Origin of the sequence: Xanthomarina sp. F1114 (assembly GCF_026410255.1) — a bacterium.
Taxonomy (GTDB): Bacteria; Bacteroidota; Bacteroidia; order Flavobacteriales; family Flavobacteriaceae; genus Xanthomarina.
In genome coordinates this window covers 139,584-157,441 of sequence record NZ_JAPMLL010000005.1, presented here as the reverse complement: position 1 = coordinate 157,441, position 17,858 = coordinate 139,584, and the positions used below count along the sequence as shown (strand labels likewise).

Sequence of the window (17,858 nt, the reverse complement as noted above, 5' to 3'; positions counted from 1 at the left end):
AAAAATGATTCTTCAAGGTCAGATAGTGGATATTCTTAATCGTCGTATTTTTAAAGGTGAAATTACCATTAAAGATGGGAGGATTTTTAATATAGAGGAAAAAGAGCATCACGAAGACCAATATATTCTACCTGGGTTTGTAGACGCTCATATTCATATAGAAAGCTCCATGTTGGTTCCAAGTGAATTTGCTAGAATTGCGGTGAAGCATGGAACCGTTGCAACCGTTTCAGATCCACATGAAATAGCTAATGTCTTGGGGATTGAAGGTGTTGAATTCATGATAAATAACGGAAAAGAAACCCCTTTTAAATTCAATTTTGGAGCGCCTTCTTGCGTGCCAGCTACAAATTTCGAATCGGCCGGAGCTGTAATTGATTCTGATGGAATTAAAGCGTTAATGGCAAATCCTGACATTAAGTATCTAGCCGAAATGATGAATTATCCAGGTGTTTTATTTGATGACGAAGAAGTTTTAAAAAAAATAGCATGGGCCAAACATTACAACAAGCCAGTAGATGGACATGCACCAGGTTTACGAGGTGATGATGTTACCAAATACATTCAAGCAGGAATTAGTACAGATCACGAGTGTTTTACTTTTGAAGAAGGCCTAGAAAAGCTTCAAAAAGGGATGAAAGTTCTAATTAGACAAGGCTCAGCTGCCAAAAATTTTGAAGCCCTTATCGATTTGCTTCCTGAGTATTTTGAAAATATCATGTTTTGTAGCGACGATAAGCATCCAGACGATTTACTGCTGCACCATATAAATAATCTCTGTAAAAGAGCTGTAAATAAAGGTATGGATGTTTTTAAAGTCTTGCAAGCAGCTTGTGTAAATCCTGTAAAACACTATAATTTAGATGTTGGTTTATTGCAAATTGGTGATGCTGCAGATTGTATTGTTGTGAAAGATTTAAAAGATTTTGAAACTCTTCAAACCTATATTAATGGGGAATTGGTATTTGATAAAGGTGTTTCAAAAATTAATTCCATACCATTTAAAATTTTAAACAACTTTCATACAGATAAAAAAGAAGTTTCTGATTTTAAATTTGAATCTTCTGCGAAAGAGATTAGAGTTATTGAAGCTTTAGAAGGTCAGTTGGTTACCAACGAGCTTATTGAAGAAAGTCTGTTGCAAAACGGAAATATAGTTTCAAATATTGAAAAAGATGTTTTAAAAATGACCGTTGTTAACAGATATCAAAATCAGAAACCAGCCATTGCTTTTATAAAGAATTTTGGATTAAAAGAAGGAGCCATTGCAAGTTCTGTTGGTCACGATTCTCATAATATTATTGCAGTAGGAGTTAGTGACGAAGCAATCTGTAAAGCTGTTAATTTGCTTATTGAAAATAAAGGTGGTATTTGTGCTGTTTCTGATAAAGATTCTAAGGTCGTGGCACTTCCAGTTGCAGGTATTATGAGTGACCAAGATGCCGAAACCATTGGAAAACAGTATGCCGAATTAGACCAGATGGCAAAACAATTGGGAAGCACATTACATGCACCTTATATGACTTTGAGTTTTATGGCTTTATTGGTAATTCCATCTTTAAAATTAAGCGATAAAGGCTTGTTTGATGGAAATACATTCAAATTTACAAATCTAGAAGTATAGAGAATGCCTGTTATAGAATCTACTTATAAAGCTCCGATTTTTTTCAGAAACGGATTTATATCAACTGTGTATTCTGGTTTATTCAGAAAAGTTAATGGTTTGGTTCAAAAAAGAGAACGCATCACCTTATCTGATGGCGACTTTATGGATTTAGATTGGAGTTTTTCAGATACAAAAACAGATAAACTCATTATTATTCTTCATGGTTTGGAAGGCAATGCACAAAGACATTACATGATTGGAACCGCTAAAATATTTAATCAAAACCATATTGATGCCGTTTCAATTAATTTTCGTGGATGTAGTGGGGAAGATAATATGGCCTTCCGTTCCTATCATTCCGGAGAAACCGAAGATTTAGAACAGGTTATTCAACATGTTTTAAATTCCACTAAATACTCTCAAATTTATATTAAGGGCTTTAGCTTAGGAGGCAATGTTACTTTAAAATATTTAGGGGAAACTCAAAATATTCCAGAACAGATTAAAGCAGGTATCGCCGTTTCTGTGCCTTGTTATTTAGCTGGGTCTGCTAAAGAATTGCACACTGTTAAAAATAGAGTTTTTCATGATACATTTAAAAAGAACTTAAAAACAAAGTTGTATTTAAAGGCACAACAGCACAGAAATGAAATAAACGAGGCCGACATTAGTTCTATTAAAACTCTTTATGATTTTGATAACTTGTACACCTCTAAAGCTCATGGTTTTAAGAATGCTCAAGATTATTATAAGCAGAGTAGTAGCTTGCAATTTCTAACCAACATCAAAACTCCAACCTTGCTTATTAATGCTCTAAACGATTCGTTTTTATCAGCTGAATGTTATCCTGTAAAAGAAGCTAAAAACAATCCAAATCTTTTTTTGGAAATGCCAAATCATGGAGGCCATGTAGGTTTTTTTCAATCTGGAGGTTTTTATTATAATGAAAAACGGGCTTTGGAGTTTGTCAAGAAAGTTTGATTTTGAGTACTGGTGCAAGGTTGTATAGCTTTACTAGTTGCAATACTTTTTTTGACACCCTAACCATAAGGTTTATACGGCTTTGATATAGGGTTTGTATGGCTTTGATACGGAGTATCTACGAGTGAACCTCTTGTAGCTCCCTATTTATAAGTGTTTAAAGGGGTTGTGGATATGGTGTAACCTGCAATTTTTTTGACGAAAAATTCTGAATTCTATTTATGTAAGGTGACTAAGGTTTTATTTGTTTAAATGTCATAAAAAAATTTTTAGATTAACCTTGTATAATCTGTGTTAAGTAGATAAAATAAAGTTAATAGATTACTTATAAGCTTCCAAGTATTTTGCCTGTTCTTCAATAGCAGATATAAAATCTTTTTTGAGCTCAGATACTAATTCAGAAACTTTTGGTACATCATGAATATTGGTGACACCTTGTCCGGCAGACCAAATAGTAGACCAAGCTTTAGCATCGTCTTTATGCGCTGTTAATTCTTCACCAAAATCGATTTTCTTTTTTCTTTTAAGCATCTCTTCGGTAATTCCCATAGCTTTTATACTAGGACCTAAAAAGTTGGCAGCAACGCCAGAAATGGCAGCAGTATAAACAATATCGCTTGCTCCAGTTTCAATAATCATTTCTCTGTATTCTTTGGGCGCTTTGCTTTCTATAGTATTAATAAACCGAGTTCCCATATAGGCCAAATCAGCTCCCATTTGCAAAGCAGAAGCAATATCACGGCCTGTACTTATTGTTCCAGCAAGAATGATAGTTTTCTTGAAAAAACTTTTAATTTCGGCAACTAATGGCATGGGGTTTATGGTTCCGGCATGCCCACCAGCACCTGCCGATACAAGTATTAACCCGTCAACACCTGCTTCAGTAGCTTTTTCAGCGTGGCGTTTTTTAATAATATCATGAAACACCAAGCCGCCATAACTGTGTATAGCGTCAACCAATTCTGAAACAGCACCCAAAGACGTAATAATAATAGGAACTTTGTGCTTAATACATAATTCTAAATCCGCTTGTAAACGAGGGTTTGTATTATGAACAATCAAATTTACACCAAAAGGAGCTGCTTTTTTTCCTGTTTCTTTTTCAAAATTAGAGAGAGCTGTTTTAATTTCTATCAACCAAGCTTCAAAACCTTCACTCGTTCTTTGGTTTAAAGCAGGAAAAGTGCCTACAATTCCATTTTTACAACACTCAATAACCAATTGTGGTCCAGAAATTAAAAACATGGGAGCAGCAATTGCAGGTATACTTAACTCTTTTATAAAAGAAGGATTGTTCATTTTTATTAGCTTTAAATGCAAAGATACCAATCTTAACTTTTGTTTGAAAAGATTTATTTCCAGATAATAACGGAGTTTGTTTTAATCAGTACTTTCATATTTCAATAATTGTTTTATTTGGCTTACATTTAAAGAAACCATTCAATTATGCTTAAAAAAGTTTTTGGATCCGCAGTTTTTGGAGTTGAAGCTTCTACAATAGTTGTGGAGGTTAACGTAGACACTGGTGTAGGGTATCACTTGGTGGGCTTACCAGACAACGCTATTAAGGAAAGTAACTATAGAATTGCAGCAGCTTTGCAGAACAACGGTTTTAGAATTCCCGTTAAGAAGATTATTATAAATATGTCTCCGGCCGATTTACGCAAAGAAGGTTCTGCATACGACCTTACTTTAGCGATGGGAATTCTGGCAGCAACCAATCAAATTCAAGCTGAAAACCTGGAAGACTTTCTTATTATGGGAGAATTGTCTTTAGATGGTTCTTTGCAACCTATTAAAGGAGCTTTGCCCATTGCTATAAAAGCCAAGGAGGAAGGGTTTAATGGGTTTATTCTACCAATTCAAAATGCAAAAGAAGCTGGTATTGTTTCTGGATTGAAGGTATATGGCGTTGAGAATATTCAACAAGTGATTGAGTATTTTGATAAAGGAGAGCCGTTAGAACAAACCATTATTAATGTAGAAGAAGAGTTTAATAAGAGCTTGAATTTTCCGGAGTTTGATTTTTCCGATGTTAAGGGACAAGAATCTATAAAGCGCTGTATGGAAATAGCAGCTGCCGGTGGGCATAATATTATTTTAATTGGGCCACCAGGTGCAGGAAAAACAATGTTGGCCAAACGTTTGCCAAGTATTTTACCACCTATGACTTTGCATGAGGCTTTAGAAACTACAAAAATACATTCGGTTGCCGGACGTGTTAAAGATAGCACGGGGCTTATGGCACAACGTCCCTTTAGAAGTCCACATCATACCATATCAAACGTTGCCTTAGTAGGAGGAGGGAGCTACCCACAACCTGGTGAAATTTCATTATCTCACAATGGAGTTTTATTTTTAGACGAATTACCAGAATTTAAACGCGATGTTCTGGAAGTGATGCGCCAGCCATTAGAAGATAGAGAAGTTACCATTTCCAGAGCAAAATTTACAGTTACTTATCCGTCATCGTTTATGTTGGTTGCCAGTATGAATCCAAGTCCGAGCGGTTATTTTAACGATCCAGACTCTCCAATAACTTCATCTCCAGCCGAAATGCAACGCTATTTAAGCAAGGTTTCAGGACCTTTATTAGATAGAATAGATATTCATATAGAAGTGACTCCGGTACCATTTGAAAAACTTTCTGATACTAGAAAAAGCGAATCGTCCATTGAAATTAGAAAACGTGTTACTGCAGCAAGAATCATACAGACTAAACGTTTTGAGGATTCAGATAAAGTACATTATAATGCGCAAATGAACACAAAGCAGATTAGAAAATTCTGTTTGCTAGATGAGGCTTCTATGCAGTTGCTAAAAACAGCCATGGAACGCTTAAACCTTTCGGCAAGAGCTTACGACCGTATTTTAAAAGTATCTAGAACTATTGCCGACTTGGAAGCAAGTAAAGACATTCAAGGAGCTCATATTAGCGAAGCTATACAGTACAGAAGTCTTGATAGAGAAGGTTGGTTGGGTTAGTTTCTGAAAAAACTGGAATTTTATAAGATTGAAAGAATATGATTTTATTAACAATTATTGAAAGAATTTTCAATCTTTTTAATACATTTAGAATCTATTAATCAATCATTTTGATCATGAAAAAATTAAGTCTATTAATTTTAGGAGTTATTATTGGTGCTTTGGTCACTTATTATTTTTTTTCAAACTGTGAAACTAAAACACAAGTAACAATTGTAGCGCCAAAAGGACTGATAACTTCAGAAGAAGCCAGAGTCTTAGATGCAGCTTTTGATAAAAGACATGCTTTAATTAGCGACTCTATTGTTAGGCGTCCAGACAACCGATCTGCTTGGTGGTCTTTAAAGGATATGAGAGATTATTTAAACTATGCCGAAAACGAATCTAAAGAACTAGGTTATACTATGGATGGCGTAAGAGTGTATTTAGGCGCTTATCCAACTGACAGAGAAGTTGGTTACACCACCATGTTTTTAGTGCCAACAGGCGTAGAGAACATATCTCAAGGAAACAGTACCTTAATTAATATGTTGCCACCTGGAGGTGGTGATATTCCTGGAGGAGGTTTAAATGGAGGACAGCCCGGAATGCCACCACCAGCTAATTACCCACAATAAATCATGTTAGATTTTATATATAATTATGGCTCACAATTAAATGATTTAATTTTAGTTGTGTGTGCTGTTATAGGTATTATGTTTTATAAAAAATATAGGAATTATAACAGCAAAATTTTTATATATTATTTAGTTTATGTTGCTTTAGTTGATTTTATAGGGAGTTATCCATCTTATGTTATAGAAATTGAAGAGCTTCATGGTTTAGGAAACTACTTGAAAGGTACCTATTTTAGTAGAAATTTTTGGTGGTTCACAATCTTTTGGAATATTGGAAGTGTTTTATTTATGTCTTATTATTATTACGTGATACTAAAAAATAGAACCTTTAAGAAAATTGTAAAATATATTTGTTTGATATTTTTAGCAAGTTCTATTATTTATATTAGCCAAAATGTAGATGCATTCTTTAATTCACTATTAAAGTTTGTCAATATTTTTGGGGCTTTAGTCATTCTAAATTGCATTTCATTGTATTTTATTGAAATCCTCAATAGTGATAAAATATTGGTATTTTATAAATCTTTAAATTCAATAGTTAGCATAACTATGTTTTTATGGTGGTTAATTATAACCACACTATTATTTTATGAAGCATATTTTTCTGCTTACGATATTGGTTATTTAAATTTAAGAAGTAATGTGTATTTATTTTCAAACTTATTTATGTATTCAACATTTTCTTTAGCATTAATTTTGTGTGATCCAGAACAAGAAATCTAATTATAAAATAAGACTATGAAATTTAAAAATTATGCTGAAAACGAATCTAAAGAGTTAGGTTACATAATGGATGGCGTAAGAGTGTATTTAGGCGCTTATCCAACTGACAGAGAAGTTGGTTACACCACCATGCTTTTAGTGCCAACAGGCGTAGAGAACATATCTCAAGGAAACAGTACCTTAATTAATATGTTGCCACCTGGAGGAGATATTTCTGGAGGAGGTGGGTTAAATGAAGGAGATCCCGGAATACCTCCATCAGCTAAGTATCCTCAATAAAATTTATTGAAGGAATGAATGATTTTATAATTACCTATTATAGTTTTATTACTAAGGGCCTTATTTTGTTTCAGCCATTACGGGATTTATTTTATATAAAAAATATAAAAACACTTCCACTAAATATTGGATTTTGTTTCTTGGGTATGTTGTTTTGATTGAATTAATTGCATATTATCCATTACTTTTATCTAAATATGAGTCTTTAAGTGAATTAAAACTGATAATTGACAAAACAGTTTTTAGGAAAAATTATTGGGTTTATACAATATTTTGGTACATTGGAAGTATTATGTTTTATTCATTCTTTTAATTATTTGTATTAAATTGAAAATTATTATTTTACCTATTAAATGTTTTAAAAGTGAAGGATTTTTTACTTAGCAATTACGTAAATATTAATCTAGCAGTTGTATTCATAGCTGCTATTACTGGACTTTTAGTGCTTAAGGATTATAAGCATACAGTAGTAAAATATTTTATATACTTTTTATTTTATGTCTTTGTTGCAGAGCTGTTTGGGTTTTATGGATGGGTTTTAAATTATTTTGGTTTGTTTCATCTCATAGAGAACACTCAAATCAAATTTAACTTTTGGTGGGTTAATTTAACGTGGTATATTGGGTCCGCTGTTTTTATAGTCTGGTATTACAGGAAAGTACTAAAAATAGAATTTTTAAGGTCAATTCTTAAATATGCCGTATTTTTATTTCTAATAATTTCCTTGGCTAGTATTGCTTTCAATTTTTCACAGTTTTTCAATGGTACATTTAAAATAATTAGAATTGGACATATGTCTCTAATTATGCTTTCCGCAATCTTTTATTTATATGAAATGTTGCAAAGCAATAATGTTTTAGAGTTTAATAAAGATATTAACTTTTATATAAGCGCCATACTCTTAATTTGGTTATTCGTCACTATGCCATTAGTACACTTTGTTTGTGGGAATGCAGATACAGACCCAGTTCAGGCTGAATTAAAATGGATGATTATGCTGTATGCCAAGATATTTATGTACCTCTCTTTTACCGTTGTTCTAATAGTACTAAAACCGAAAAATGATTCAATTAATTAGTCTTTTTTTACAAACTCAACCAACAGTTTCTACTTCTGCTGAACGCTACTTATTAATTTATATGATTGGGGTTCTCTTAATAGTTACCTCCTTGGTTGTTATTTTCTTTGTTGTTTTTCAGAAACGAAAGAATAAACTATTATTAGACAAAATAAAGCAACAACAAGCTTTCGACGAGGAAATTGCCTTAACGCAAACCGAAATTCAAGAGCAAACATTAAAACATATTGGGTGGGAATTACATGATAACGTAGGACAATTATTAGCTTTTGCCAGTATGCAATTAAATATGTTAGCAACAAAGGTTCCTGAAGATATGAAAGAGACTTTAGACCTTACAACCGGAACCATAAAAGAAAGTTTAAAGGAAGTACGATCTCTTTCCAAATCTTTAAACAACGATGTTATTTTAAATATTGGTTTTGAAAAATCTATTACTAACGAATTAGATAGATTAAAACGAATGAAATTTGCTTCTGCCGAATTGCAGATTAAAGGAACTAAACGGTCGTTAACAAATAAAAAACATGAAATTATTTTATTCCGAATTCTGCAAGAGTTCTTTTCAAATTCTGTTAAATATTCCGAGGCTAAAAACTTGAAAATTGAATTGGATTTTTCAGATAATCAACTGCTTATTGTTGCGACAGATGATGGGAAAGGCTTTGATAGTGAATTAACTGAAAAGGGTTCAGGGCTTATTAATATGAAAAGTAGAGCAGAGCTAATTGATGCTAAATTCGATTTATATTCAAAACCCAATGAAGGAGTAAAACTAACTATTGAATATCCTTTTGCTTCCAAGAATTAAAAATATAGTTTTTTAATTAAAGGTATTATTCCGTGGTTTTGTCCCGTTAGAGACAACCTCTTGGTGAAATTTTTATATCGTATTATCTATAGGCAAGCATCCCAAACAGGATCTTTAGGTAGGGGAGCAGTTACATCTATATTTTCTTTTGAAACAGGATGAATAAACTGCAGGTTTCTGGCATGTAAACTAATACTCGCATCTTTATTACTTCTATTAAACCCATATTTTAAATCTCCTTTAATCGAGCACCCGATATTTGATAATTGTACCCGTATTTGATGATGTCTACCTGTTTCTAAATTAACTTCTAACAGAAAATAATTATCTAATTCTTTAATAACCTGGTAATGTAGAATGGCTTTTTTACCATCAGGAACTTCATTAGGGAATGCAGTAGATTTGTTGTTTTTCGGATTCTTTCGTAACCAATGGATTAAGGTGTCCTGTTTTTTGGGAGGTTCATGTTTTACTAGTGCCCAATACGTTTTGCTTGTTTCTTTATTAACAAACATTTTATTGAGTCTTGGCAATGCTTTACTAGTTTTAGCAAACATAACTATGCCGGAGGTTGGCCTGTCTAATCTGTGTACCACTCCAAGATAGACGTTCCCAGGTTTGTTGTATTTGTCTTTAATAAACTCTTTAACAACATCGCTTAAAGGTTTATCTCCAGTTTTATCGCCTTGAACAATATCTCCAGCACGTTTATTAACTATAATAATGTGATTGTCTTCGTATAGAACTTGAAGGTTTTCTTTTGTTGACAGTACTTTAGACACAGATTTCACGAATTATTAGAGATTTTTTCTAGCTACTAATACTGCTCTTCATCATTAGGAAAGTCCTTAGACTTCACATCATCCACATATTGGGAGATAGCATTAGTCATGTCTTCATATAAATTCATATAACGTCTTAAAAAACGTGGATGAAACTCATGAGTCATTCCAATCATATCATGTAAAACCAATACTTGTCCGTCCACACCGTGTCCAGCACCAATTCCTATTACAGGAATGGAAACACTTTCTGCTACTTCTTGAGCTAGTTTAGCTGGTATTTTTTCTAATACAATAGCAAAACAACCAGCTTTTTCAAGCATAAGCGCATCTTGTTTTAAACGGATAGCTTCTTCTTCTTCTTTTGCTCTTACAGTATAAGTTCCGAATTTATAGATGGATTGAGGTGTTAATCCTAAATGTCCCATTACAGGAATTCCTGCATTGAGAATACGTTTTATAGATTCTTTTACTTCTTTTCCACCTTCTAATTTTACAGCATGACCACCAGATTCTTTCATAATTCTAATAGCGGAACGCAAAGCTTCTTTAGGGTCGCTTTGGTAACTTCCAAAAGGTAAATCTACTACTACTAATGCGCGTTCTACAGCTCTTACAACTGAAGAGGCGTGATATATCATTTGATCTAAAGTAATAGGCAAGGTGGTTTCATGTCCAGCCATTACATTACTTGCAGAGTCTCCAACCAGGATTACATCTACTCCAGAGCCATCTACAATCTTGGCCATGGTATAATCGTATGCTGTAAGCATGGATATTTTTTCACCATTAGCTTTCATATCAACTAAGGTTTTTACGGTAATTCTTTTGTACTCTTTTTTTGCTACAGACATGCTATATGGTTTGATATTTTAAATGGATGTAAAAATAGTAAATAATTGATAGTTTCGAAGAGAGGCACGCTAAAAAAGTAGCTAATCCCGGTATAAAACAGCATTATTTACTACAGGCTACTTTAGTTTTCTCTTTTATAGAGTTTAACAGGTTTAACAATCTGGAATATTTACTCCTACTGCTAATCCACCTTCACTTGTTTCTTTATATTTAGAGCTCATATCTTTAGCTGTTTCCCACATGGTAGAAACCACTTTGTCAAATGGTACTTTTACATTGGCAGGATCTGTATCTAAAGCTAACTCTGCTGCATTAATAGCTTTTATTGCACCCATAGAGTTTCTTTCAATACAAGGAATTTGCACCAGTCCACCAATAGGATCACAGGTTAATCCCAAGTGATGTTCCATAGCAATTTCTGCAGCAACCAATACTTGATCTGGAGAACCACCTAATAATTCGCATAGGGCACCAGCAGCCATGGCAGAAGATACACCAATTTCGGCCTGACAACCTCCCATTGCAGCAGAAATAGTAGCATTTTTCTTAAAGATACTTCCAATTTCTCCAGCTACTAATAAAAAACGTTTTATTTCTTCAAAATTGGCTTTATGATTTTCTATAACCATATAATACATAAGTACAGAAGGAATTACTCCAGCACTCCCATTTGTAGGAGCTGTAACTACACGGCCTAAAGCTGCATTTACCTCGTTAACACTTAAAGCAAAGCAACTAACCCATTTAAGGATTTGTCTAAATTTAACTTCTGTTTTTCTAATAGCTTCCAACCATTCTTGAGGATTAGAATATGGGGAGTCTCCTATTAAGTTTTTATGCATATCAAAAGCACGACGTCTCACATTAAGCCCGCCCGGAAGGTTGCCTTCGGTATGACAGCCAGTATACATGCATTCCAACATAGTAGTCCACACTCGTTGCAATTCAAAATCTATATTATCTTCATTTCTCAATGACTTTTCATTTTCAAGAACTACGCTAGAAATTGGTAAGTTTAACTCAGAACAATAGGCTAAAAGTTCAGTTCCTTTTACAATAGGATAGGGAAAGGTGTTTAGTAATATCTCTTTATTTTTTTTCGAATTTTTTCGTTCTTCTTTTACCACAAAACCTCCTCCGATTGAGTAAAAAGTCGATTTTAATTTTTTACCATCTATAGTTGCGGTAAAACTTAAACCGTTAGCATGATAAGGCAGAAATTTTCGGTTAAATATTATATTGGTTTCTGGATTAAAAGAAACTTGCTTTTCATTATTAAACTGTAAAATTTTGTTTTCTTTAATAGAACTTATAATTCCTTCTATAGAATCTATTTGTATAGTTTCTGGGTCGCCACCACTCAAACCGAGCATAACAGCATAGTCTGTAGCATGACCTTTTCCTGTAAGAGATAGAGAACCGTATAGGTCTACAGATATTTGCTCTACTTTGTCAAATTTATTTGCAGCTTTAAGCTCTTCAATCCAACGTTCTGCAGCACGCCATGGACCTAATGTGTGAGAGCTGGATGGCCCAACTCCTATTTTTAACATATCGAAAACCGAAATACATTCCAACATACTTAATCGTTTTAAAATGATTACAAATATACGAGAACTTTCTGTTGAAATTAAGAGATAAGGTCCCTATTATTAAGAAATAGTATTGCTTAGTTTGCAAGTGTTTTTTTAGGTTTCTATTTTAAAAAGCTTCTCCAATTCTAAAGTAGATACCCCAATCGTCTTTTCCTACCGCTGCATCTAATCCAATATTGAATTTAACTGCTTTAAAAGCTCGGTAGCGATATCCAACTCCAGCTCCAGGGTAGGCTTTCCAATTAAAATCTTCAGTGTCTGATCCATAGATTGTTGCAACTCCTGCAAATCCAACAAGCCCCATTTTATTATTAAAATTATAACGGTATTCTCCTTGTAAAGCCATTAAGCCATCTCCACGATACTTTCCTTCAGAATAACCTCGAATATCCTTAGATCCAATTGTTACCTGCTGTTGGAAAGCGATCTCTCCTAAGCCAAATTTTCCCGAAAACCTTGCAGCAATAACATCTTTTCCATTTTTCATAGGTATATATTTGTTGTATTCAGATAATATTTTATTTGCATTTGCATCGTTTCCAAACCATGTTGGGAAAGCGATATAACGTAAAGAGGTTTTTGTTCCATTCATGGGGTAATAGAAAGCATCTCTTGTATCGTATAATACATTTAACTCAATGGCATTTGTTTGGGTGATATTTTCAGGTTGTATTTCATCTTCATAATCGGTTTTATAATGTGCATAAGTATAAGTTAATCCTCCATATAAATGATCTATAATTTTTCTTTGTACACCCACACTTACAACTGTTATTTTGGTGGCATAGTCATAAAAGCCTGGGACTTCAAGGTCGTTCACGTAAAACTGTGAATTATTGTCGCCGGTAAGCACAAAGAACTTACCCCGCCATGAGTCTTCTTTATAAAAGAATTTATTGAAAAGAGAAATAAAATAGGAACCATTAGTTGTATAAACAGCAGATAAACCCGATAAAGATTTGGGTGAAATAGCATCTTTAGAGTCTAACTTATACATAAGCATTGGAATAGCTCCAATCATGAGTTCTAAATTTCTGTTATAGCTTAGAAAAGGCATCAGAGAAAAATCGACTTTCTTTTGTTTTAAAGTGTCCGATGGTTTAGTACTGTTTGTTTTCTGCTGTTGAGAATAACCATTAATTAGGCAAAATGAAAAAAGGAGAAAACCGAGTAAATATTTTTTCATAGGGTATTAATTATAAATATAGGGTTAATATACTATCATTTTTATGTTTTTAAATGTTTTTCCAATAATTTTTGGACTCTGACAGTTTTTAAATTTTAGCAGTATAGTCTTGGGTCTTGAGAATTGGCTTTTAAATTTATGACAGCTTGTCAGTGTAAAATTGTTGGCATAATGATTGAAATAAACAACTCGAAATTAAAATGAACATAAAGTTTCCGTAAATCTATATTATTGAATATTGATCCGGATAAATAAAAACAAATAAAGATTATGAGTAAAATTATTGGAATCGATTTAGGAACAACAAACTCATGTGTTTCTGTTATGGAAGGTAATGAGCCTGTTGTAATTCCTAACGCAGAAGGAAAACGCACAACACCATCTGTTATTGCTTTTGTAGAAGGAGGCGAGATTAAAGTTGGTGATCCTGCAAAACGTCAGGCAGTAACAAACCCTACAAAAACGGTTTCTTCTATTAAACGTTTTATGGGTAACAAATTTTCTGAGTCTAATACAGAAGCAGGAAGAGTGCCTTACAAAGTAGTAAAAGGTGAAAACGATACGCCAAGAGTTGATATTGACGGACGTTTATACACTCCACAAGAATTATCAGCAATGATTCTTCAAAAAATGAAGAAAACAGCTGAAGATTACTTAGGAGCAACAGTTTCTGAAGCTGTTATTACAGTACCTGCTTATTTTAATGATAGTCAGCGTCAAGCAACTAAAGAAGCTGGAGAAATTGCAGGTTTAAAAGTAAGAAGAATTATTAACGAACCAACAGCTGCAGCTTTGGCTTACGGTTTAGATAAAAAAGGAACAGACCAAAAAATAGTTGTATTCGATTTTGGTGGAGGAACACATGACGTTTCTATCCTAGAATTAGGAGATGGCGTTTTTGAGGTGCTTTCTACAGAAGGTGATACACATTTAGGTGGTGACGATGTAGACCAAAAAGTAATTGATTGGTTAGCAGACGAGTTTAAAGCTGAAGAAGATATAGACTTACGTAAAGACCCAATGGCTTTACAACGTTTAAAAGAAGCAGCTGAAAAAGCAAAGATTGAATTATCATCTTCTGCTCAAACAGAAATCAATTTACCATACGTTACAGCTACAGCATCAGGACCAAAACACTTAGTGCGTACGTTAACTCGTGCTAAATTTGAACAATTAATTGACGATTTAGTTAAACGTACTATTGCTCCATGTGAGTCTGCTTTAAAAGCAGCTGGTTTATCTAAAAATGATATTGACCAAGTAATTTTAGTAGGTGGTTCTACACGTATTCCAGCAGTACAAAATGCTGTTGAATCATTCTTTGGAAAAGCTCCAAGTAAAGGTGTAAACCCAGATGAGGTTGTATCTTTAGGTGCAGGAATCCAAGGTGGTGTTTTATCTGGAGATGTTAAAGATGTATTGTTATTAGATGTTACACCTTTATCTTTAGGAATTGAAACTATGGGTAATGTAATGACAAAGCTTATTGAAGCTAACACAACTATTCCAACAAAGAAAAGTCAAGTGTTCTCTACAGCTGCAGACAATCAACCATCTGTTGAAATCCATGTATTACAGGGAGAAAGAGCTATGGCGGCCGACAATAAAACTATTGGACGCTTCCATTTAGATGGTATTCCACCAGCAAAAAGAGGAACTCCTCAAATTGAAGTAACATTCGATATTGATGCAAATGGAATTATTCATGTAACGGCTACAGATAAAGCTACTAATAAAACACAAGATATTAGAATTGAAGCATCTTCTGGTTTAACTGAAGAAGAAATCCAAAAGATGAAACAAGATGCCGAAGCAAATGCTGAAGCAGATAAAGTAGCTAAAGAAAAAGCAGATAAATTGAATGCTGCAGATGCTATGATTTTCCAAACTGAAAGTCAGCTAAAAGAATTTGGTGATAAATTATCTGATGATAAAAAGAAACCAATTGAAGAAGCTTTAGAGGAATTGAAAAAAGCATTCGAAACTAAAGATATAGCAGTTATCGATCCAGCTTTAGAGAAAATTAACGAAGCTTGGAAAGTAGCTAGCGAAGAGATGTACAAAGCTCAAGCAGATGCGCAAGGTGGAGCAGAAGCAGGACCTGATGCAAATGCAGAAAGCAATGATTCTAACGAAGGAAGCGACGTAGAAGACGTAGATTTCGAAGAAGTGAAGTAAGCAGAGAACCAATTTTGTCGAACAAAATTGTGTGAATTGCTTATCCTGAGCTAAGGCGAAGGATCTTATACGACTGAACACATATATAACAAACGCAATCATTTATTTGGTTGCGTTTTTTTGTTTATTATGTAATTAAGATTCTTTAAATATGTTATGCATGCATAATAAATTGTTTATATTTGTGTCCTAAACTTGAAAAAAGACAATATTTACAAATTGGCACTAATTTAAGTTATAAAAACACATCAAATCTAATGCAGACTAAACTCACAGAATTACTAAACATAAAACACCCAATTATTCAAGCTCCAATGTTTCTGGTATCCAATACAGCAATGGTTATTGAAGCCATGAAAGGTGGAATTGCCGGTTGTATTCCAGCTTTAAATTATAGAACCTTAGACGATTTGAGAGCCTCTATAAAAGAATTAAAAGCTGCAAAAGTAGAAGGTGGATCTTTTGGGTATAATTTAATTGTAAATAAATCCAATTTAAAATACAAAGAGCAACTTCGCGTACTATGCGAAGAGGGTTGCGACTTTATTATCACATCTTTAGGAAGCCCTGAAGAAACTATCAATCAGGCGCATGCTGTGGGAATTAAGGTCTTTTGTGATGTTACCGACTTAAAGTTTGCTAAAAAAGTAGAAAGCTTAGGTGCAGATGCAGCTATAGCCGTAAACAATGAAGCTGGAGGTCATAGAGGCGATTTTTCTCCTCAAGAATTAATAGAGCTATTAACTAAAAATATTTCTATTCCAGTTATTTCGGCTGGAGGTGTAGGCTGTAAAGCAGATATTGATAAAATGCTTAGTTATGGAGCAGCTGGGGTTTCTGTTGGAAGTCCGTTTATTGCCTCTATCGAAGCAGGAGTTACAGACGAATATAAGCAAGCTTGTGTAGATTATGGAGCCAAAGATATTGTTATGACTCAGCGTATTTCTGGAACGCCTTGTACAGTTATTAATACTCCTTATGTTCAAAAAATTGGAACCAAGGAATCTAAATTAGAATCTATTTTAAATAAGAATAAAAAACTTAAAAAATGGGTTAAAATGATTCGTTTTTCTATAGGAATGAATGCCACTACCAAGGCTGCTACTCAAGCTACCTACAAAACTGTGTGGGTTGCTGGCCCAAGCATTGAGTATACTAATGCTATTCTGCCAACAAAAGATATAGTCGAAAACCTGATTAAATAGTTCCCTTAAAGGCGCTGTGATAATTTGTCTGCGCTAATTACAAAGATCCAAAATATTTAAAAAGAAGATGCTCTTATAAATCGTATCTTTACATCTTTTAGAATTCAATTGATGTTTAGGAAACTAAGACATTATAAAATGCTGTATAGAAAAGCCCAAAATGTCTAAATTACCCAAGGAGCATAAGTTTATAGATCTTTCAGACTACGGAAGAATTCCTGCCAAAATTATAGCAAATTCTATCAAAAACACTTCTGTATCCCCCATTCAGGTTACTGTTTCTTTTATTATTTCGGGCATTATTGCCATTGTTTGTATTTTCAATAATCAGTTTTGGTTAGCTGGTTTTTTCTTAATTCTCAAATCGGTTTTAGATGCAGCAGACGGAGAATTGGCACGAATAAAAAAAACACCTTCATATACAGGGCGTTATTTTGATTCTGTTTCAGACATTATATTAAATATCTTTATTTTTCTGGCACTATGGCATATTACAGATTCGAATATTCTAACCACGATTTTGGCGGTTTTTGGAATTCAACTTCAAGGCACATTATATAATTATTACTACACTATTTTAAGAAATAAACATAACGGAGATACAACAAGTAGAGTTTTTGAAAATGAAGTTCCAATGGCTTTACCTGGAGAAAAACAAAAGCATGTAAACATCCTTTTTGGTCTGTATAAAATTCTTTATGGTGGATTTGATAAAATAATTTATAGGCTGGATAGAAGTGCTGCCAAAAGCAAAAACTTTCCAAATTGGTTGATGACATTAGTATCCACTTTTGGTCTTGGATTCCAATTATTAGTAATTAGTATCATGTTGGTTTCTGGACTTAAAGATGATATAATTCCTTTTTTTATATTTTATTCCTTACTGATTTTTGTCTTTATAGGAATTAGAAAAATACTGTAAGATACATTATAGGTAGAATTTTCTGTTTCTATACATTCTATAGAATGAATGTAAA

Annotated in this window: 16 protein-coding genes; 11 read left to right on the top strand and 5 right to left on the bottom strand. The window is 33.5% G+C overall.

Annotated elements, in window-relative coordinates:
- Window positions 1–4 precede the first annotated feature (4 nt).
- Window positions 5–1,624 carry an adenine deaminase gene (ade, locus tag OS188_RS05585; protein ID WP_267147843.1) on the top strand — a complete coding sequence of 540 codons (1,620 nt, stop codon included), beginning with the start codon at window positions 5–7 and terminating at the stop codon, window positions 1,622–1,624.
- A 3-nt stretch (window positions 1,625–1,627) separates the two neighbouring features.
- Window positions 1,628–2,587, top strand: a complete 960-nt coding sequence (locus OS188_RS05580; RefSeq protein ID WP_267147842.1) for a YheT family hydrolase — start codon at window positions 1,628–1,630, stop codon at window positions 2,585–2,587.
- Between the two features lie 321 nt (window positions 2,588–2,908).
- Here OS188_RS05580 and OS188_RS05575 read toward each other — a convergent pair whose 3' ends face one another.
- Entirely contained in the window at window positions 2,909–3,886 is a 978-nt protein-coding gene (locus OS188_RS05575; RefSeq protein WP_267147841.1) for an NAD(P)H-dependent flavin oxidoreductase, read from the bottom strand.
- 147 nt (window positions 3,887–4,033) lie between these two features.
- On the opposite strand from OS188_RS05575, the gene OS188_RS05570 reads away from it, so the two are divergent.
- The 6 genes from OS188_RS05570 (at window position 4,034) to OS188_RS05545 (ending at window position 9,080) form a co-directional block, all read left to right on the top strand.
- Window positions 4,034–5,572: a YifB family Mg chelatase-like AAA ATPase gene (locus OS188_RS05570; RefSeq protein WP_267147840.1), complete on the top strand. Its 1,539-nt coding sequence runs from the start codon at window positions 4,034–4,036 to the stop codon at window positions 5,570–5,572.
- Between the two features lie 116 nt (window positions 5,573–5,688).
- Entirely contained in the window at window positions 5,689–6,189 is a 501-nt protein-coding gene (locus OS188_RS05565; RefSeq protein ID WP_267147839.1) for a hypothetical protein, read from the top strand.
- A 3-nt stretch (window positions 6,190–6,192) separates the two neighbouring features.
- Window positions 6,193–6,912, top strand: coding sequence for a hypothetical protein (locus OS188_RS05560; protein ID WP_267147838.1), 720 nt, complete (start codon window positions 6,193–6,195; stop codon window positions 6,910–6,912).
- 15 nt (window positions 6,913–6,927) lie between these two features.
- Entirely contained in the window at window positions 6,928–7,191 is a 264-nt protein-coding gene (locus tag OS188_RS05555; RefSeq protein ID WP_267147837.1) for a hypothetical protein, read from the top strand.
- 364 nt (window positions 7,192–7,555) lie between these two features.
- Window positions 7,556–8,269: a hypothetical protein gene (locus OS188_RS05550; RefSeq protein ID WP_267147836.1), complete on the top strand. Its 714-nt coding sequence runs from the start codon at window positions 7,556–7,558 to the stop codon at window positions 8,267–8,269.
- A complete protein-coding gene (locus tag OS188_RS05545) occupies window positions 8,253–9,080 on the top strand; it encodes a sensor histidine kinase (protein ID WP_267147835.1) in 828 nt (275 codons plus the stop codon). The genes OS188_RS05550 and OS188_RS05545 overlap by 17 nt, the downstream gene beginning before the upstream one ends.
- Window positions 9,081–9,166: 86 nt before the next feature.
- Here the strand turns inward: OS188_RS05545 and OS188_RS05540 are convergent, their stop codons facing one another.
- The 4 genes from OS188_RS05540 to OS188_RS05525 all read right to left on the bottom strand — a co-directional run bounded on the left by OS188_RS05540 (window position 9,167) and on the right by OS188_RS05525 (window position 13,498).
- The gene (locus OS188_RS05540; RefSeq protein ID WP_267147895.1) at window positions 9,167–9,862 is read right to left on the bottom strand and encodes an RluA family pseudouridine synthase; all 696 of its coding nucleotides are present in this window, start codon (window positions 9,860–9,862) and stop codon (window positions 9,167–9,169) included.
- A gap of 35 nt (window positions 9,863–9,897) precedes the next feature.
- Window positions 9,898–10,716, bottom strand: coding sequence for a 3-methyl-2-oxobutanoate hydroxymethyltransferase (panB, locus tag OS188_RS05535; protein ID WP_267147834.1), 819 nt, complete (start codon window positions 10,714–10,716; stop codon window positions 9,898–9,900).
- Between the two features lie 153 nt (window positions 10,717–10,869).
- Entirely contained in the window at window positions 10,870–12,294 is a 1,425-nt protein-coding gene (locus tag OS188_RS05530; RefSeq protein ID WP_267147894.1) for an L-serine ammonia-lyase, read from the bottom strand.
- 124 nt (window positions 12,295–12,418) lie between these two features.
- Complete coding sequence (locus tag OS188_RS05525; RefSeq protein ID WP_267147833.1) at window positions 12,419–13,498, bottom strand: BamA/TamA family outer membrane protein; 1,080 nt, start codon at window positions 13,496–13,498, stop codon at window positions 12,419–12,421.
- A gap of 270 nt (window positions 13,499–13,768) precedes the next feature.
- Between OS188_RS05525 and dnaK the strand changes: the two genes are divergently transcribed.
- The 3 genes from dnaK (at window position 13,769) to OS188_RS05510 (ending at window position 17,803) form a co-directional block, all read left to right on the top strand.
- The gene (gene dnaK / locus OS188_RS05520; RefSeq protein WP_267147832.1) at window positions 13,769–15,676 is read left to right on the top strand and encodes a molecular chaperone DnaK; all 1,908 of its coding nucleotides are present in this window, start codon (window positions 13,769–13,771) and stop codon (window positions 15,674–15,676) included.
- Between the two features lie 257 nt (window positions 15,677–15,933).
- Window positions 15,934–16,881 carry an NAD(P)H-dependent flavin oxidoreductase gene (locus OS188_RS05515; protein WP_267147831.1) on the top strand — a complete coding sequence of 316 codons (948 nt, stop codon included), beginning with the start codon at window positions 15,934–15,936 and terminating at the stop codon, window positions 16,879–16,881.
- A gap of 160 nt (window positions 16,882–17,041) precedes the next feature.
- Window positions 17,042–17,803, top strand: coding sequence for a CDP-alcohol phosphatidyltransferase family protein (locus tag OS188_RS05510; RefSeq protein ID WP_267147830.1), 762 nt, complete (start codon window positions 17,042–17,044; stop codon window positions 17,801–17,803).
- Window positions 17,804–17,858 lie beyond the last annotated feature (55 nt).